General features: G+C 71.8%; 13 protein-coding genes. 6 read left to right on the top strand and 7 right to left on the bottom strand.

The window, feature by feature from the left end; genetic code table 11:
• Nucleotides 1–414: 414 nt before the first annotated feature.
• Complete coding sequence (locus AB0G15_RS30895; RefSeq protein ID WP_362846529.1) at nucleotides 415–771, bottom strand: STAS domain-containing protein; 357 nt, start codon at nucleotides 769–771, stop codon at nucleotides 415–417.
• A 276-nt stretch (nucleotides 772–1,047) separates the two neighbouring features.
• On the opposite strand from AB0G15_RS30895, the gene AB0G15_RS30890 reads away from it, so the two are divergent.
• On the top strand, nucleotides 1,048–1,395 hold the full coding sequence (locus AB0G15_RS30890; RefSeq protein WP_362846527.1) for a helix-turn-helix domain-containing protein: 348 nt from the start codon (nucleotides 1,048–1,050) through the stop codon (nucleotides 1,393–1,395).
• Nucleotides 1,396–1,761: 366 nt separating this feature from the next.
• Nucleotides 1,762–3,369 carry a carboxylesterase family protein gene (locus AB0G15_RS30885; RefSeq protein ID WP_362846525.1) on the top strand — a complete coding sequence of 536 codons (1,608 nt, stop codon included), beginning with the start codon at nucleotides 1,762–1,764 and terminating at the stop codon, nucleotides 3,367–3,369.
• Between the two features lie 209 nt (nucleotides 3,370–3,578).
• On the opposite strand, the gene AB0G15_RS30880 is transcribed toward AB0G15_RS30885, so the two are convergent.
• The 5 genes from AB0G15_RS30880 to AB0G15_RS30860 form a co-directional block, all read right to left on the bottom strand.
• On the bottom strand, nucleotides 3,579–5,189 hold the full coding sequence (locus tag AB0G15_RS30880; protein ID WP_362846523.1) for a lectin: 1,611 nt from the start codon (nucleotides 5,187–5,189) through the stop codon (nucleotides 3,579–3,581).
• Between the two features lie 1,047 nt (nucleotides 5,190–6,236).
• A complete protein-coding gene (locus AB0G15_RS30875; RefSeq protein ID WP_362846521.1) occupies nucleotides 6,237–6,893 on the bottom strand; it encodes a response regulator transcription factor in 657 nt (218 codons plus the stop codon).
• A gap of 417 nt (nucleotides 6,894–7,310) precedes the next feature.
• Nucleotides 7,311–7,694 carry a hypothetical protein gene (locus AB0G15_RS30870; protein ID WP_362846519.1) on the bottom strand — a complete coding sequence of 128 codons (384 nt, stop codon included), beginning with the start codon at nucleotides 7,692–7,694 and terminating at the stop codon, nucleotides 7,311–7,313.
• A 126-nt stretch (nucleotides 7,695–7,820) separates the two neighbouring features.
• Complete coding sequence (locus AB0G15_RS30865) at nucleotides 7,821–8,675, bottom strand: helix-turn-helix transcriptional regulator (RefSeq protein WP_362846517.1); 855 nt, start codon at nucleotides 8,673–8,675, stop codon at nucleotides 7,821–7,823.
• A 177-nt stretch (nucleotides 8,676–8,852) separates the two neighbouring features.
• Nucleotides 8,853–9,845, bottom strand: a complete 993-nt coding sequence (locus AB0G15_RS30860) for an aldo/keto reductase (RefSeq protein WP_362846515.1) — start codon at nucleotides 9,843–9,845, stop codon at nucleotides 8,853–8,855.
• Between the two features lie 132 nt (nucleotides 9,846–9,977).
• Between AB0G15_RS30860 and AB0G15_RS30855 the strand changes: the two genes are divergently transcribed.
• The 4 genes from AB0G15_RS30855 (at nucleotide 9,978) to AB0G15_RS30840 (ending at nucleotide 16,849) form a co-directional block, all read left to right on the top strand.
• Entirely contained in the window at nucleotides 9,978–10,532 is a 555-nt protein-coding gene (locus AB0G15_RS30855) for a TetR/AcrR family transcriptional regulator (protein ID WP_362846513.1), read from the top strand.
• 77 nt (nucleotides 10,533–10,609) lie between these two features.
• Nucleotides 10,610–11,827, top strand: a complete 1,218-nt coding sequence (locus AB0G15_RS30850; protein WP_362846511.1) for a hypothetical protein — start codon at nucleotides 10,610–10,612, stop codon at nucleotides 11,825–11,827.
• Nucleotides 11,817–13,286 (top strand): hypothetical protein, encoded by a 1,470-nt coding sequence (locus AB0G15_RS30845; protein ID WP_362846509.1) that lies wholly within the window; start codon nucleotides 11,817–11,819, stop codon nucleotides 13,284–13,286. Before AB0G15_RS30850 ends, AB0G15_RS30845 begins: the two co-directional genes overlap by 11 nt.
• A gap of 188 nt (nucleotides 13,287–13,474) precedes the next feature.
• The gene (locus tag AB0G15_RS30840) at nucleotides 13,475–16,849 is read left to right on the top strand and encodes a chromosome partitioning protein ParA (protein WP_362846507.1); all 3,375 of its coding nucleotides are present in this window, start codon (nucleotides 13,475–13,477) and stop codon (nucleotides 16,847–16,849) included.
• Between the two features lie 425 nt (nucleotides 16,850–17,274).
• On the opposite strand, the gene AB0G15_RS30835 is transcribed toward AB0G15_RS30840, so the two are convergent.
• Nucleotides 17,275–17,919 (bottom strand): TetR/AcrR family transcriptional regulator, encoded by a 645-nt coding sequence (locus AB0G15_RS30835; protein WP_362846505.1) that lies wholly within the window; start codon nucleotides 17,917–17,919, stop codon nucleotides 17,275–17,277.
• Nucleotides 17,920–18,058 lie beyond the last annotated feature (139 nt).

Here is an 18,058-nt window from a genome sequence, read left to right as displayed (position 1 = left end):
CCGCCTCGACCCGCCCCTTCCACTTCTCGTTGCCGAGCAACCAGTCGAAGGACTCGGTCTGAAGAGCGAGAAGGTCAGGAACTTCTAGCGGCTCCGGGATGCGCGCGAAAGACACACGACGGGGAGCGGATGCGGAGGCGTTGCGCGAGGCTGCCAACAGATGTCCTTCCGGGGGCACCGATGGAATCGGACTGCGCGCATGCCAAACGCCCCGGAAGAATCCAGGGCGTCGAGCGGCATGCGAGGAGGCAGCATACCGCAGAGGACAAATGAGTGTCTACATCTACTGTGAGAGTCAACCCTCGGTGCCGCGTTCAGCATGCCACAGCCGCCTTGGACTCGTCAACCCGCGCGCTCGGAGACATGCCGAACCACGACCGCCGCAGGTCACCCCGGCACGCCGGCCGGGCGCCGTCATGCGCACTCGTCGAGGACGTCCACCCGGTTCAGCAGGCCGAGCAGGCGGCGCATGCCGGCCGGCACGTCGGCCAGGTGGGCCACACCGTCGCGGCACAGGCCGGTCAGCATGCGCAGGCCCGCGAGGTCGACGAACTCCAGCCGGCCGACGTCGATGATGAGGATGTCCTCGGCGGCCCGGACCTGGGCCAGGGTCCGGGCGACCGCCCGGGTGTTGGTGGCGTCGAGCTCGCCGATCAGCCGGACCGTGCCTCCGGGCGAGGCCGGACTGTAGGTGATGCGCAGCGTGCGATCGAGGTAGAGCACGGCGTCGACCCAGATCGCGCCGGAGACGACCCGCTTCTGGACGGTCACGGCTTCACCGTCAGGCGTTCGTCGCGGGCCGGCGGCCGGCGAGACCGGCAGCCGGCGTCACCGGGCGTGGCGAGCCTGGCGGTATGGGCCGATGCTGCACGACAGCCATGTGATCCCCTTAACTCGCCTCGGTGCATGCCGACGGACCTGAACGTCTCCACCTTACGTCGGAACAAAGATACACGAAAGATGTTTCCGGTATACTTTTTCCTATGGTGATGCCTGTCCCTGCCCGTTCCGTAGCGACCCGCTCTGGCGATGCTGGGAGAATGTGACGTGGCCGAAAACAGTCCCGACCAGCCTTCGTCCTCGTGGACCTTCCTGACCCACCACGCCCGGGTCCTGCTGGAGATCGCCCGCGACCCGCAGGCGCGCCTGCGCGACATCGCGGCCGTCATCGGCATCACCGAGCGCGCGGCGCAGGGCATCGTGACCGACCTGCACCAGGCGGGTTACCTCACCCGCTCCAAAGTGGGCCGCCGCAACCACTACACGATCGACCCCGACCAGCGTTTCCGCTACCCCACCGAGGCGGATGTGCCCATCGGCATGCTGCTGGACATCTTCGCCCGCCACGACCAGGCCCACCACGATCAGGCCCACCACGCAGGCCGGCACCGCTGAAGACAGAGCGGCGGCGAGTGGCCGGCTTCCCTCGCCGGCGGTGACGGGCGGCGAGCAGGGCGCGGTCGCCGACCTGGTCGCCGAGGTGTTCCTCGCGGTGCTCGACTCAGCGCACGCCTACCGCCCCGCCCTTGGCAGCGAAGTCGGCTGCTCGTACGGCGTGGCGCGCGACACGCTCTCCGCGGAACGACGCCGGGCGACGCGTGAGCTCAGGCGTTCGACCTGGAGCCCCCGGCGGGCAGCTGACCCGCATCGGCTCCTGGCACCTTCCCGCGCAGGACGATGCCAGGAAGAGGACATTTGTCCTGGGGGGTTCGGGATCGACGGATCTGCTGGAGCAGCCCGTCCGCTGACAGCGTGGAGGGCATGAGACGAAAAGCGACGAGTGCCGCGATGGCGGCGACGCTGCTGGTGCCGGCGTGCGCGGGCGAGCCTCCGGGGCGGGGACCGGAAAAGGCCGGCGAGAGCGTGGTCCGGACGGACGCGGGAGCCGTACGGGGAACGGTGACGGGCGAGCACCGGATCTTCCAGGGGATTCCCTACGCGGCCCCGCCGGTGGGCGGGCTGCGGTGGAACTCGCCGGCGCCGGTGAGACCCTGGACCGGGATCAGGGAGGCCACCAGGCCGGGCAGCGTGTGCCCGCAGGTGGGGAGCGACTACGCGAAGGTGACCGGCTCCGACGAGGACTGCCTGTTCCTCAACGTGACGGCGCCGCGCACGCCGGGAAAGAGCCGGCCGGTGATGGTGTGGATCCACGGCGACGGGGCCCTGGGCTCCGGCGACCTCAGCGACGTGCGCCGGATCGCCGTCCGCGGGGATGTGGTGGTCGTCACGATCAACTACCGGCTCGGGGTGTTCGGGGGCTTCGGGTACCCGGGGCTCGCGGGATCGGGCACGTACGGCCTGCAGGACCAGCAGGCGGCGCTGCGCTGGGTTCGCCGCAACGCCGCCGCGTTCGGCGGGGACCCGGCGAACGTGACGGTGTTCGGCGTCTCGTGGGGTGCGCTGAGCATCGGCGGGCACCTGACCTCGCCGGGCGGCGAAGGCCTGTTCGACCGGGCCGTCATGCAGAGCGGCGAGGGCATGATGGACATGCTCGCCGGCAGCATGGGCGAGGGCGTCCCCGCCTACCCGTCCTACGCCTGGCGCCCGGTGGCGGAGGTCGAGAAGATGGGGACGTACGTGGCCCCGCGGCTCGGCTGCGAGGACCTCCGCTGCCTGCGGGCCCTGCCGGTGGAGAAGATCCTCGAAGTGCCGCAGATCATGAACATGTTCCAGACGTACGCCTACGGAGGCGAGACGCTGCCCGGATCGCCGTCCGCGGAGTTTCGGGCAGGTCGTTTCCACCGGGTTCCGGTGATCTCCGGGGCGACCCGCGACGAGCACCGGATCTTCGTCGGGTTGTTCCACGACGCGGCGGGAAAACCGGTGACCGCCGAGCGGTACGGCAGGCTGCTGAGGACCGCGTTCGGCAGGGACGCGGCGCGGGTGCGCGCGGAGTATCCGGTCGCCCGGTACGGCTCGCCGGGGCTGGCGTGGGCCGCCGTGATCACCGACCGCATGTGGGCCAGGGCAACCTTCGAGCAGAACGGGCTGCTCAGCGGGAAGGCGCCGACGTACGCCTACCAGTTCGCCGACCGCAGGGCCCCGATGTTCCTGCCGTTGAAGACGGACTTTCCCTGGGGCGCCTACCACGCGGGCGACATGCCGTACCTGTTCACCGAGAAGGCGGTCACGTTCACCCCGGCCCAGCGGAGGCTGTCCGACCAGATGATCGCCTACTGGACCAACTTCGCCCGGACCGGCGATCCCAACGGAAAGGGGCTGCCCCGCTGGGAGCGCTTCGACCGTGCCGCCCCCGTCCCGTACACCCAGTCCCTGGAGCCGGACGCGATCGGACCGGTCGACTACGCCGCCGACCACAACCTCGGCTTCTGGCCGGCGCCGGGCGCCGGATCCGCGCCCGGCCGGTGAGAATGCCTGCGGCCGGATCCGCGACGCGCCCGAGGACGCCGAAGGCGTCGCCGCCCGGTGCGGGTGCTGACGATCACACGCGGTGAGTTCGATGCCGTCCACGGCGACGGTGGCTGACCCGCGGGTCGTCGCTCGGAGGGGCGGGGCGATGTGACGGCGTTCGCCGGGGCGCCGGTGCCGTCCGGCGAACGCGCGTCATCGCCGGATGTTCAGGTGCGGGTCCAGCGCTGGTTGGAACCGCCGTTACACGTCCAGATGGTGAGCCTGGTGCCGTTGGCGGTGCCGTTGCCGGACGCGTCCAGGCACTTGTTCGCGCCCACGGCGGTGATGGTGCCGTCGGTGTTGAGCCGCCACCGCTGGTTTTCCTGGCCGTTGCAGTCCCAGATGACCACCTGAGCACCGTCCGCGGTGCCCCGGTTGTACACATCCAGGCACTTGCCGCCGTAGACCCGCAGCTCACCGGCGGCGGTCGGCGTCCACCGTTGATTCGCCTGCCCGTTGCAGTCCCAGAGCTGCACCTGGGCACCGTTGGCCTGCGAGGCCCCGGACACGTCGGCACACCTGCCCGACCCCGCGCCCCGGATCGCGCCGGCGCCCGGGGACGGCGTGGGCGTGGGGGTCGGGCCTTCGCTCGCGGTCACGGTGAGGAGGACGGCCTCACGGGCGGGCACGGTGGTCGTGTAGGCGCCGGAGAAGGTGCCGAGGTCGGCCCCGGTCCACGGATTCCGCACGGTCGCCGTACCGGTGAGCCCCAGGTCCGAGAGGCGGGCCGTGATGGACGCCGGCGAGGTGGTCCGGTTGAGCAGGAGCACGGCCCGGCGGCCGGTGCCCGACAACACCTTGCCGTACACCTGGCGTCCGGTCTGATCCTCGGCCACCTTCACGCCCTGCCGCGCGAGCGGATCCTGGTTGACGGCCAGCACCTCCCGGTTGGTCAGGATCGCCCTGGTCTCGGCACTCATGTCGGTGAGCTTGTTGCCGGCCAGCAACGGCGCCCCCGATATGGCCCACAAGCCCATGTGGGTGCGGTTCTGCGAGGCCGAGAACCCGGCCATGCCCACCACCAGCATGTCGGGGTCGTTGTAGTGGCCGGGGCTCTGGGCGGACGGGTGCTGGGCGGAGTCGAAGTTCGCCAGCACACGGTCCATCGACGCGGACTGCCCCCAGTAGATGATGTCACCGCTGGTGCGCCACATGGTGGACATGCCGGGCGCCCAGTCCCAGGGGCTCTGGACACCCCAGTTGCAGATCGACAGGACCATCGGCCGCCCGGTCTGCGCCGTGGCCCGGGCGATCGCGTCACTGATCGCCTGGTAGGTGGTGCGGGGGTTGAGACCCTCGGCGCTCCCCCCGCACCAGTCGACCTTGACGAAGTCGAAACCCCACCGGGAGAACTGCAGGAAGTCCTGGTCGTAGTGGCCCTCGCTGCCGCTGTTCGGAGCGGCCGGTCGCCCGGTCGGGTAGTAGTAGCCGCATCCGTCACGGCCGGCGTCGGTGTAGATGCCGGCCTTCAGGCCCTTGCTGTGGATGTAGTCGGCGATCGCCTTCATCCCGCCCGGCCACTCGGCCGTGTCGACCGTGATGTTGCCCGCGCTGTCACGCGTACCCTGCCACCAGCCTTCGTCGATGTTGACGTACTGGTAGCCGGCGTCCTTCATCCCCGAGGACACCATCGCGTCCACCTGGGCCTTGATCACGTTGTAGTCGATCTGAGCGGCGAAGGTGTTCCAGGACGCCCAGCCCATCGGAGGCGTCGGCGCCAGCTCGACGGGCGCGGGAGCCCGGACGGCCGTTCGCGCCGTGGCCTTCGCATCGTCCATCGAGACCCATCCTCCCGCGAGCATCGCGAAAATCACCATCTGTACGGCCATCATCAGCCGTACCGCCCTCCGGATCGGTGGTGGACCGGCGGTGGCCGGATGGATGACGGGTCGTGTTCGCACAGGTCTGCCTGGTCGCATCCATGTCTCCTGCGGGTGAGGGAATCGCGCGCGCCGGGCGCGACCGGATTAACGGGTCGTCGGGGCGGCCCCGTGGCGGCACATCCGATCGGCCGCTCCGGCGCGGGCGAGCCCCGCCGTACCGGGATGCCCTCTCCGCCCCGCACCTGAGCCGTCACGGCGGATCCGGGAAACAGGGATGCGCGAAGGCAACCGGACGATCGACGGACACAGCCCACCACCGGGCCGGCACCACTGAGGGCGCCATCGGCGTCACGGGCTACGGCCCCCGCCGTCCACCACCGGCCTTGGCAGGGCGAGCCGTCTTTGCGATCTCAGTGTGAAAACCTGATCGAAACATGTCAAGACTTTCGGCAAATCGGTTCGACCGCTTCGGCGGGAATGTACTTGCCGCCCATAACGCCCCGCCCCGCCGTTTGACGAGAACAACCTCATCATTCGCTTGACATAAAGTACGCAACTCCCTGGTGAGAGCGCATGAGAAAGGCCACAGCGGGTTTGTGCCCGATGAAATCGACAGGCGGGGCCCTTGACGGAACCTCACCACGTCGTGTTTGCTCCGCTGCACCACCACCATGCATCCACCCGAAGGGGAGAAACTCTCGCAAGAATTCTGTTAGCGCTAACAGCGAATTCACGGCGCCTACCGGCCCGTCGACGAGAACCTACCGGCCCGTCGACGAGAACCTACCGGCCCGTCGACGAGAAACCGGACCGCACCAAGCCTCCACCGGCGGGACGGCGGGCTCGGAGCGCGGCGCGCCACTCACCCTGAGGATCTGTTCTCTCGCGCGGCCGGGCAGATCACCGGAGCCGCCTGTCAACGATCTCCGTGACGTGCCCGGCGGCCGTTCCGGCCGTCGCCACCCGGCCGGATTTCCCCGCCGGGGCCCGCGGGGGGCGCGGTCAGTTGAGCGAGCGGTAGCGGCTCAGGATCGGTTCGGTCAGGTCGTGGGACCACAGCCAGCCCGCTTCCCTGGCGATCCTGACCGCCTCGACGCGCGTGCGGGCGTCGACCTTGTTGAGGATTCGCGCCAGGTAGTTGCGTACCGTGCCGCCGGACAGGCAGAGACGGTCGGCGATCTCCCCGACCGGGGCCCCCTCGGCCGCGGCCTGCAGGACCTCCAGCTCTCGCGCGGTGAGCGGGTTCCTCTTCGCGTTGAGGGCGGCGACGGCCAGTTCGGGGTCGACGACCCGCTCACCGGCGGCCACCCGGCGTACGCAGCCCGCGAGCTGGCCCGCGGGGGCGTCCTTGACGACGAAGCCGCGCGCCCCGGCGTCGAGCGCCCGGCGCAGCGCGGCCGGGGTCGCGAGCCCGGTCAGGATCACCGTCCCGCACTCGGGAAGCCTGCGGTGCACCTCCGCCGTCGCGGTGAGACCGTCGGTGCCGGGCAGGCCGATGTCGATGAGCGCGACGTCCGGCCGGTGGAGCAGGCAGGAGCGGACCACCTCGTCGCCGTGACCGACCTCGGCGACGACCTTGATGTCACTCTCCGTGGAGAGCAGGGCGACCATGGCTCCTCGGACGAGATGCATGTCCTCGGCGATCAGGACGCTGATCATGAATCGTCTCCCCCTTGCTACACCGCGCGCTCTCACCTGGCCCGGGGACACTACCCAAGGAAGTCGGGTGACTACCGCAAGTCCGAGTTAAACACGAAACACGGGGCATTGAACCGTGATTCGCGCAGGTCGGAGACTTCACCGCGGACCCGATGAGGACCGGCGGCCGGCGGGCGCCCTCCCGAAAGGGCCGCGTGGCCCGCGCGAGGCCCCCGGATCGGCCGCGAGCATCACCCGCGTCGGGCCGCGCGGCGCTCTCCCGGGGACGACCGGCCTCGCGTTCGCCGGCCGCCGGGGACGGGCTCCGCGGAGGCGGTTCCGGCTGCGGTCGGTAACCGGGACGACCACGGCGAGTGCGGTCGAACCATGACGGGCTCGGCGAGCGTCATCGAACCGGGACAGGCTCGACCGGCACCGTCAAACCGGGGCGGCGGCCTCGTGGTGCTCCGTCAGGACGTCGGTCAGCAGGTAACCGCCGCCTATCAGGTGGACCAGCGGGCGGGCGCGCAGTTCCCGGTAGTGGGCGGCTATCCGGATCGCCGCCGCGACCGGGGTGGTGGCACTCGTCCACAGTGGCCTGTCCCGGTCCGCGGGCACCGGCACCATCCACCAGAAGCGGCACGCGTCGTCCAGGCGGGCGACCAGGCCGTAGTAAACGGAGATGACGATCTTTCCGGACGGCAGGCGATGGACGTCCGCCGGGATGTTGTGGGATCGGGCCAGCAGGGCCGCCAGTTCACGGGCCCGGAGTTCGGCGGGAGGAGGCGCGAGGTCTTCGGGGATTCTGTGATCAACGGTCACGCTGGCGAGGGTAGGGATCTTCGGCTGCCCGCCTCAACGATGTTGCGTGATGTTGCGCGTCCGCCCCTCGCGAAGCACCCCCTTCACGGACCTTCGACCCCCGCGGGCGCCACCACCCTCAGGACGTCACTTCCCGCGGAACCCGCCGGCCGCGGCCCGCAGCATGTCCCGGGCCTCCTTCCCGTACGCCGCGGCACCGCTCAGCGCCTGGAACGCCTTCTCGTACACGACCACGTCGCTGGGGGCCTTGTGCTGGATCTGGCCGGGAACGGTGTCGACGCGCACCCGGTTGGCGTCGTATATCCAGAAGTTCTCCGGCGGCATGAGCGGCGGCCTGATCGTCGCGGGGACGATGCCGAAGGACACGTTCGCGGTGCCGGAGGTCAGCTCCGCCAGCCGGTCGAGCTGGGCGACCATCTGCTCGGGGCCGACCAGCGGCATGCGGAGCGCCTGCTCCCCGACGACGAACGCGAACCGCTTGCTCCCGTTGCGCAGGATCTCCTCCTGTTTCAGCCTCGCCGCGACCGCGGCCTCGATGTCGTCCGGGATGCCGCGGAAGTCGATGATGGCGCGCAGGTGACCCCGGGCGTAGTCACGGGTCTGGAGCAGGCCGGGCACGGCCGAATGCTGCCAGACGCGGAACTGGTGGGTCTTGTCGTACAGCGGCTGGAAGGAGCGCTGGACGTGGCCGAGGCCGCTCTCCTCCAGGCGGCGCCAGTCGGTGTACATCGCGTCGATGTTCTGGGCGGCCGCGATGAGGTCGACCACCTGCTCGTCCGCGTCGCAGGCCTCGCACCACGTACGGATGTCCGCCTGGTTGGGCATCTGGACCGCGTTCTCGATCTTGGAGATCTTGGTGTGGTCCAGGCCGGTCTTCGCCGCCAGCGCTCGCCCCGTCAGCCCGGCGTCGGCGCGGAGCGCCCTGAGCCTGGCGGCGAGAATGCCTTTGGCCTCGTCGATGCGTGCTGTGGAGGTCGCCATCTCCATCACCCTGTCACCGCGGGGGGTTGGTTCTCCGACAGTACGACGCTTGTTGCGATCTGTCTCAAATGTTGCGAATAGTTGCCAGAGAATCGTGGGCGCGTTCCCAACAGGTGTCAACGGCGGCGTCCTCGACGGTGGATCGCGGTGAAACCGAGGCCGCGGGTGGTCGGGCGTTCAGCCCAGGTCGGGCGGCGGGGGCAGACGGTCGCCTTCGACCTGGGCCGCGAGGGGTTCGAGGTCGGCGAGTTCGTCGCCGGTCAGCGCGATGTCGAGCGCGCCGGCGTTCTCCGCCAGCCGTCTCCGGTCGCGGGTGCCGGGGATCGGTACGACGGTGATGCCGTGCCTGTCGGAGCGCGCCAGCATCCAGGCGAGGGCGACCTGCGCCGTCGTCACGCCACGGGCGTCGGCGATGCGCCGGATCGGGGCGAGCAGTGAGGCGTTGTGCCCGGCGTTGGCGGAGTCGAACCGGGGCAGGCCGCGCCGTATGTCGTCCTCGGCCAGCCCTTCGGCGGAGGTGATCCGCCCGGTGAGGAAGCCGCGGCTGAACGGCGAGTAGGCGACGAAGCCGATGCCGAGTTCGGCGCAGACCGGCACCACCGATTCCTCGTACTCGCGGGTGAACAGCGACCACTCGTTCTGCACCGCGGTGATCGGATGCGCCGCGTGCCCGGCCCGCAGCTGCTCGGCGGTCACGTTGGACAGGCCGATGTGCCGGATCTTGCCCGCGGTGACGAGCTCCGCCATCGCCCCGACGGTGTCCTCGATCGGGGTCGTGTAGTCGGGGTGGTGCAGGTAGTACAGGTCGACGTGGTCGACGCCCAGCCTTCGCAGGCTCGCCTCGCAGGCCTCGCGGACGTACTCCGGATCGCTGCGCACGCCCACCAGCTCTCCGGTTCCGGGCTTGCGGATCGCGGCGAACTTGGTGGCGACGGTGATGCCGTCGCGTCCGTTCGCGGCCAGGAAGTCGCCGATCAGGCGCTCGTTGGCGAAGTCGACGCCGTAGTAGTCGGAGGTGTCCAGCAGGGTCACGCCGAGTTCGGCGGCCTTCCGCAGGGTGGCCAGGGATTGGTCGCGGTCGGTCGGGCCGAGGAATTCGCTCAGCCCCATGCAGCCCAGACCGAGTGCCGGCACCTTCATGCCGGTGCCGCCGAGTGTGACCGTACGCATGGTAGAGGCCTTTCTCCAGGGAATGACGGGTCTCCAGGAATGACGGGTAGAATCCGGGATGGACGTCCCGGTTACCTGGAAAATATACGGGACGGCCATCCCGTTTGTCCATCGATCTTGGAGTACACCTAAGTGAGCAGGCCATTGCGTGCCGACGCCCGGCGCAACAGGGCACAGGTCCTGCAGGTCGCGGCGCAGATCTTCGCCGAGGAGGGGCTGTCGGTGCCGGTGCACGAGATCGCGCGACGAGCAGGTGTGGGGACCGGCACCGTCAGCCGCCACTTCCCCACCAAGGAGTCGCTGTTCGCGGCGGTCCTGCTGGACCGCATGGAACAGCTCGTGCGCACGGCCGGCGAACTGGCGGGCGGCGAGGAGCCGGGCGAGGCGTTCTTCGCCTTCTTCGCCCTCATGGTCGAGGAGGGCGCGGCCAACAAAGGGCTCGTCGACACGCTCGCGGGCGCCGGGTTCGACTTCCAGGCCGTCGCCTCCGACGACGCCTACGACGTCATGGGGACCTGGGAAGAGCTGCTCCGGCACGCCCAGGACGCGGGCGTCGTGCGCGCCGACGCCGACATCGCCGACGTCAAGGCACTGCTCACCGGCTGCCTCGACCGCGAGCGCCACGCCCTCGACCCGGATGCGCGCGCCCGCATGCTCGCCATCGTCCGCGAAGGGCTCCGGGCCTGAAGGGTGACGCCCCGGCCACGGGCACTTCTCGGCGGTCCGGGTCGGGATTGTCGGGCGCAAGCCTTACGGTAGGGCGCGTGCCAGAGACGAACCACGAGATCACGCTCGACTCGGCCCTCACCGAGGAGGCCGTGCTCTCGACCTACCGCCGCATGTTCGCGGCGCTCGCCCGCGACAGCGGCGCGGTGGTGGACGACCCCGCGCTGGTCGACATCGCCGAGACGCTGTTCGCGGCGTTCGCCGAGGCGGGCGAGGAGTGGCTGACCCACGAGCAGATGCGCCACGTCTGCCGGGCCTACCCGCTCGACCGGTTCGAGAACCGGCTCCGGGTCCTGCGCGGTCTCGGCGCGATCCGCGAGGTGTTCCCCAAGCCCAACCAGCTCCGCTACCGCGCGTCGTTCACCAGCGTGGTGGGGCTGATGTTCATCCGCCGGATGATGGACGACGGCGGCCAGTCGGAGATGCACCGCCTGCTCGCGCTCGAGGACCTCAACGTGGCCGATCCCCGCACGACGATGGAGGAGGCCCGCGCCAGCGCGCAGAACCTGTCGCGCGCCTTCCGGCTGTGGGCGCTGGAGCTGATCACCCTGACCGGCGGCACCATCGAGGAGCTGCGCGAGCAGGCGCCCAAGCTGTGGGGCACCGAGGAGATCGCCCGGCGGGCGCAGAGCCTGCACGCCACCATCCTCACCCGCTGGCCCGACCTCGACCGCACCTGCACCGAGCTGCGCGCCTCGATCTACTCCTACAGCGACGCCTCGCGCCGCGCCGCCGGGCGCCTGGCCGACTCCGCGGGCACGACGAGAAACCTGACGCTGCTCCCCGCGGAGACCTGGCGCACCTTCGCGCAGACCGCGAGCAGGGAGCGCCTCGCCTCGGTGCTCGACGGGTTCGTCTTCGACGCCCCCGCCCCCTGGCACGACCCGGCGGCGATCGTCAGGGCCGTGGACGAGAGCCCCCGCCCGGCACCCGCCCAGCCCACTCCCCCGCGCTCGGCCCTGCCCGACCCCGGCCCCGCCGGCACCCACGACCCCGGCACCGACGGGCTCGACCACCTGACCGCCGTGGCCGAGGCCGCGCTCGCCGGGCGCTCCGCCGCCCCGCTGGAGGAGCTGCTCACCGCCGACGGCGAGTGGGTCTCCGCCCGCCGGCTGCTGGCCGACCTCGTCTCCGCCGACCTGCGTCCCGACTCCCCCTACCGGCTGCGCTGGTCCGACGGCCTCACCGCCGACCCCGGCGGCGAGCCCGCCTGGCTCTCCCACGGCCACCTCGAAAGGACCGGCGGTGCCGGCTGATCAGCGACACACACCGGCCGCGACGGCCCCGGCGGACGAGCGAGCGGGGACGGCAGGGGCGACGTACGGGCAGGTGAAGGTGCACGAGCAGGCGACGGCGCACGTCCGTGCCAGGGCGGGCGGCCCTCTCCCGCTCGGTGCCGGGGAGGCGGCTCCCGCCGGGATGGCCCGGCTGGGCCGCGGCGACGGGACGGGCCTGGCGTTGCCGGTCTGGCCGGACGGGGCGACCCCGTCGCTCCTGGAGGAATACCAGGTCGCGCCGATGGCGGTGGAACGATCCGGGGAGACCCGGCGGGTGCTGGCCGCGGCGCTGCGGTGCTGCTGGACGGACCTGTCCGCCGACCCCTGGCCCGGCACCACGGCCACGGTGGACGACGTGCTGTCGGCGTACCGGGCGCTGATCGGGCGCGGCGACGACCTCATGCGCAACTGGGCGGTCGGCGCGCTGCGCCGCCTGCACGACTCGGCCTGGCTGGAGGTCACCGGCGGTCTCGTACGGCTCGGCCCCCGGTGCGCCTCCTGGCCCGCCGCGTCGCACGCCCAGTTGCGGGAGCTGATGCGCCGCCTGCCCTCCGGCGAGGAGGTCCCGGCCGGCCTGGAGGTGCTCCCGGTCGCCGAAGACGCCCCTGACGACGCGGAGGCGGGGGCCGGTGTCACGGTTCCCGAGGAGGTGGACGAGGATCTGCTCGGCCCGTTCGACGAGCGGCGCAGGGCCGAGGTCGTGGCGGCCTTCATGGCGGTGGAGCACGCGGCCGAGCCGGTGCACGAGGCTCGTTTTCCCGCGCTGCGCGACCCGGTGCTGCGCCGCGCGCTCACCGAGATGCTGGAGCGCCGCGGCCGGGTCCTCGTCCACGACCGCGACACGTGGACCTCGGGCTACGCACCGGAGACGCTCGCGGGAGGGGGTGCGCCCTCGGGTCCGGGTCCGGGCTCAGCCTCGGGCTCGGGGGCGGGAACGTCCTCGGGAGCGGAGACGGGGCCGGGGACGACAGGCGCGGCCTCGGAGGCGGGTTCGGGAGCGGCCTCGGAAACGGGGCCGCCAGTGAGCATGGGTGCGGCCTCGGGAACGGGCTCCGGCTCGGCCTCGGGAGTGGGCTCGGCTCTGGGTGAGTCCGAGCGGGCGGTTCTGGTGCTCGTGCTGATCCACTCGGTGGCGATCCCGCGGGCCGACGGCCTGCTGCCCGCCGACAGCTGGCTCTCGCCGTTCCCCGCCCAGGTCGACGAGCTTCGGCGGCACACCAGGCTGCCGATCGGCGAGCTGGACGCCGCGTTGCGCGTCCTGCGCCACGCGGGGCTGGTGACCCAGGTGAAGGCGGGCGAGGAGGCCGGGGGTTACGTGCCGGGGCCGCAGTTCCACCGGCTGACCCCGCAGGCCAGGCGCCGCCTGCAGGAGGAGCTGATCCTCGCCGCGGGACCGCACACCCCGCTGGCGGCGGCCGTACGGGCCGGCCGGCGGTGAGCGGGCCGGGAAGGACCTCTCCCCGCGACGACGGGGCGCCGAAGACCCAGGCGGCGGGCGGCCACGAGGTTGCCGTCGCTCACGGCGAATCGACCCAGGGGCCTCGCGACGAGCCGGCCCCTGGACGGGATACCGGAGACCCGGCGCTCCACGCGCCGGAAGCAGGACGGAAGAAGGGAACGACGGGGTTGACCGACCAGCGGAACCAGGCCGCGAGGAGCTCGCGCGGGAGCCGAGCCAGGGCCACGGAGAACCGCACCGGCACGGCCGGGGCCGGAAACGCCTCCCCGGCCAAGGCCACCGGAGGCGCTCGCACCGGGAACGTCCAGGCGGGGGGCACCCGGAGCGGGAGGACCAGGGGTTCCGAGACCGCCGGGGACCCGGGTGGTACGCAGGCGGCCCTGGCCCCGGTGGAGACGGCCCGCGCCACCGCCCCGAGCGAGAACGTGGTGGGCGACCGGGTGCTGATCGCCGTGCAGCCGGTCAACATCTCCCGGCTCTCGACCCACCCGGTGCCGACCGTGCCGGGCACGCTGATCGTGGTCGCGGGCGCGGGGCCGAAGGATTCCAACGGCGCGGGCAAGTCGTCGTTCATCGCGATGATCACCGCGCTGCTCGGGGACGAGCAGTGGCGTTTCGCCTCGGGGGCGAAATCCGTCGCGGAGCTGCTGTTCAACGCCGAGCTCGCGGCGGGCGGCGGTGGCCGGACGTGGGCCAGCGCCGACCACGGCTACATCGTCGGCGTCTTCGCGGCGGCCGGCCCCGCGCACACCGGCTCCGGCCCCACGGACTCCGTCTCCACCGGCCCCGTCTCCACCGGTCCCGTCTCCACGGGCCCCGCGAACGCCGGCCCCGCGGACACCGATTCCGCGAACGCCGATTCCGCGGACACCGGCCCCGTGGACGGCGACTCCCCGGACACCGGTTCCCCGGACCACGCCTCCATGGACGACGCCTCCCTGGACGACGCGGTGACCGTGTGGTTGCGGGTCAACCAGGAGGCCCCGCATCTGGAGATCAGGTGGATCCAGGGGGTGCACCTGGCGGTGGCGGCCTCGGAGGCCGAGCGGGTGGCGCGGGCCGACGAGCTGTGGGCGGCGCTGCCCCGCTCGGCGGGACGCCGCGACGTGGTGGCGCGCGACCTGACCAGGGTCCTGTACGGCGACCGCGTCAGGTGCGTGTCGTTCCTGTCGACCTCGGTACGGAGCAAGGTCGCCACCAACCTGCTCTCCCAGCCGCTCAACGAGATCTCCCCCGAGCGGGTCTTCGAGGCGATCGCCGCGCTGACCGGGCTGGACTCCGAGCTCGACCAGGAGCGGGAGGCCCGCCGCGACGAGCACGCCAGGCGGGTGCGGGCGACGCGGGCCGTGGAGCTGCTGCGGGAGTTCGAGGGCGAGTCCCGCACGCTCCTGGAGACCTTCGACAGGCGTGACCGTGCCCGGGTCCGGCTGGCCGACGCGCTGCGCTGCTGGCGGGGGCGGCTGGCGCGCCGGCTGGCCGACGCCGGGCAGCGGGACGAGGCGCTGGCGGCCGAGCTGGAGCGGGTCCGAGCGGCGGGCGACCGTGCCACGGGGGCGATCGCCGAGGTCAGGGCCGAGATCGCCACGCTCAAGGACGACACCCTGGAGCGCGGGCTGGCCGAGGCCCGCAGGGAGCTGACCACCCTGCAGGCACGCGCGGCGAAGCTGGACGCCGACCGGGCGGTGGCCGAGAACTCGGTCGACGAGCTGCGCGGCTGGATTCCCGGCCTTGAGGAGCAGCGCCGCCTGGCCGACGGGCGCGACGTGGCGGCGGCGGGCGCCGAGCTGGCCGAGGCCAGGACGCGGCTGAACGAGGCGCTGAAGGCGCTGGGCGTGGCCGACCGGGAGGCCGAGGGGGCGAAGGCCGCGCTGGACGACGCCGAGGGCGGCCCGGCGGCGGCCCAGCTCGACGCGCTCGCCGGGGCGGGTGTCGGGGCGACCGGCCTGCTCGACGCGATCGACGTCGCCGAGCAGGCGCGTGACGACGAGGCCGCGCCGGGCCGAGGCGGCCGGGCCGCGCCCGCTCTGGGAGCCCGCGGGTGGCCGCACGAGCACGCGGTGATCGTCGACGCGGCCGACCTGGAGGCCGCCGCGCGAGCCCTGGACGCGCTGCCCGGATCGGTGCTGGTCAGCGCGGCGGGTGTCACCGTCGTGGGATCGTTCGAGGTCGCGGTCACCGGCAGGGAGGCCCGCATCAAGGCGGCCGAGCAGCGCCTGCACCGGGCGCGTGACACCCAGGAGAGTGCGGCGGCGGTCGTACGGGCCGCCGAGGACGCCGTGGCCGAGGCGGGCAGGAGGCTCGAGGGGGCGAAGGCGTCCGTGCAGCTGGCCGACATCGAGCGCCGGCTGGCCGAGCGCCGCCGCGCGCTCACCGAGCTGTCCGGGGCACTGGCCGGGATCGCGCCGAAGGTCGACGAGGCCGAACGCCGGGCGAGCGCCCTGGACTTCCGCGCCCGTACGAGAAACATGGAGATCGAGCGTCTGGAGGGCCGCAGGGCCCGGCACGAGTCCGACCGCGACCAGGCGGCGGAGCAGGCGGCGAGGATCACCGCCGACCGCGACGCGCTCGGGCTGGACACGCTGGCCGGTGACTGGGGCGGCACCGTCGACGGCGCCCGCGAGTGGCTGGGCGCCCTGGACGAGCAGGAGCGCCCGCTGACGTCCGAGGAGTGGTGGCGGGCCGCCGAGCGCCGCCTGGACGAGGCGCTGCGCGACACCTTCCCCGGCGAGGACGAGGAGATGCCCGAGGAGCTGCGCTTCCTGGTCAGGGAGCGGACCGCGCCGGGCGCCGGGCGCACCGCCCGCGAGCAGGCGACGTTCCCCGGCGTGTGCTCGGCGCTCGCGTCCTACCTGCGCGGCCAGGAGGACTACGAGCGGCACCGGCGCCGCCAGATCGAGACGCAGATCGTCACCCGGCAGCGCGACCTGACGGCCGCCGCCAGGGGCGCCGAGGAGGCGGCCCAGTCCACCGCCGTGCACCGGTCCGCGCTGACCGCCGCGATCAGGGCGCGGCTGACCCGGGTGGCCGAGGAGTTCGACAAGCTCGACACCTCCTACGGCGGTTACGGCGCGACGCTGGAGTTCCCCGTCCCGCCCGCGCCCGCCGACCCCGAGCAGCACTGGGCGTGGCGGGTGACGCCCAAGTGGCGCAGGGGCGAGGGGCAGGGGTTCGTGCCGTACAACCGGCGGGCCAACACCGCGCTGATGGACGAGAAGGCGGTGAAGCTGGTCTGTGCGGCGGCGATCGCGTCCTCGGGCGGCGGGCACCTGTGCCTGGTCCTCGACGAGCTGGGCCGCAACCTCGGCAAGGAGCACCGCAGGGAGGCGGTGGCGCTGTTCCGCCGGATCGGCGAGACGTACGGGATCACGGTGATCGGCGCGCTCCAGGACGACATGGAGCCCTACGCCGTCGACGCGTGCGGGCAGTACGTCAAGCTGCGCCGTTCCTCCGACGCCATGCCCTACAACGAGCCACCGGTCGTCATCGGCCACGACCGGCACGCCGAACGGGTGCGCGCCCTGGCCTCCGCGGTGAGCCGCTGAATCGACAGATCGACCTGCGCCCACGGACCGGCGAACACGCGGGGCGCCCGCACACGCCGCCCGGCCGGAGGCCGCGGTGGTGCCGACGACACGAACGGTGATGTGAAGGACGGCCGGGATGAACGTCTGGGGGCTCTTCACAGACGAGGGTGTAGCCGCGGGCCTGGGCCTGCGGGTCTTGTGCCACCCCTCATGCTGTCGTTGGGGGTTTCCGCCCGGGAGCGGAGCCGTGGACGTTTGGGTCCGCCGCTGGGACTCTTGTCGGCCGTGCTGATGCCAGGATGGTCGAGGTGGGTCAACGCATCGGCATTCCCTCCTTCGTCGTCCGTCCCGGGGATGCCTCGCGAACGCCCTCGGGCCCCCAGCCTCGATGCTCAGGCAGCAGCTCCTTGGTGGCGGTGGGACTCATTCGCGGCCGGCGGGACTCAGCCGTCGGCAGACGGCCCTGGTCCAGTCGCGGCGTACCGGGCGACGATGGTGCGGACGGCCTCGTCGACCACCTGAGCGACGCGTTCGGCGCTCACCTCCCAGCCCGGCACCAGGAGTGTCGGCCAGAAGACGTAGTTGGAGATCATGCCCAGGAACTGGGTGGCTGCGAGGTCCACGTCTTCGACCCGCACCGTTCCCGCCTCGTGCTCGGCCAGGAGGTAGCCGCGTACGGACTCGAAGTAGGGCATCTTCCCGTGCGAGAACTGCGCATTGGCGAGTTCGGGGAATCGCGGCAGCTCGGCGATGACGATTCGGAACAGGTCGGTCATCTGGGCGCGGCTCAACAGCTCGGCGTAGCGGCGACCGATGGTGCTGAGCCCGTCGACAACGTTGCCTGCCGGCGGAGGATCCTCTTCGTCAGCGGTTGACCAGGACTCGGTGACCATGGCGTCGAACAGGGCAGCCTTGGTCGGAAACTGCTTGAACAAGGTGGCTCGCGAAACGCCCGAGCGCTCTGCGATCCGCGCCAGCGACGTCCGGTCGTAGCCCAGCTCGAGGAACAGCGCGGTCGCGGCCGTCATGATCAGCGCGCGCTTCTCCTGGGCGATGCGCTGGTGATACGTCGTCACGACCCTACTCATGGGCCGAGTATACGAGGTGAGTGGCTTGACTCACCATTGTCACCCACCTAGTGTCGGGGCAGTGGTGAGTCACTCGGCTTACCATTGGCCGCCGTTCATCACTGGTGATCCCGGTCAGTCACCCACGTATCGAAGGAAC

The sequence above is a fragment of the Streptosporangium sp. NPDC023825 genome, from assembly GCF_040639575.1.
GTDB lineage: Bacteria > Actinomycetota > Actinomycetes > Streptosporangiales > Streptosporangiaceae > Streptosporangium.
The sequence above is the reverse complement of the archived record's forward strand: the minus strand, read 5'-3'. Positions and strand labels throughout refer to the sequence as shown.

Coding starts and splice junctions, on each gene's coding strand:
- AB0G15_RS30885 (WP_362846525.1), top strand. CDS start 1,762: ATGAGACGAAAAGCGACGAGTGCCGCGATGGCGGCGACGCTGCTGGTG.
- AB0G15_RS30880 (WP_362846523.1), bottom strand. CDS start 5,189: ATGGACGATGCGAAGGCCACGGCGCGAACGGCCGTCCGGGCTCCCGCG.
- AB0G15_RS30875 (WP_362846521.1), bottom strand. CDS start 6,893: ATGATCAGCGTCCTGATCGCCGAGGACATGCATCTCGTCCGAGGAGCC.
- AB0G15_RS30865 (WP_362846517.1), bottom strand. CDS start 8,675: ATGGCGACCTCCACAGCACGCATCGACGAGGCCAAAGGCATTCTCGCC.
- AB0G15_RS30860 (WP_362846515.1), bottom strand. CDS start 9,845: ATGCGTACGGTCACACTCGGCGGCACCGGCATGAAGGTGCCGGCACTC.
- AB0G15_RS30835 (WP_362846505.1), bottom strand. CDS start 17,919: ATGAGTAGGGTCGTGACGACGTATCACCAGCGCATCGCCCAGGAGAAG.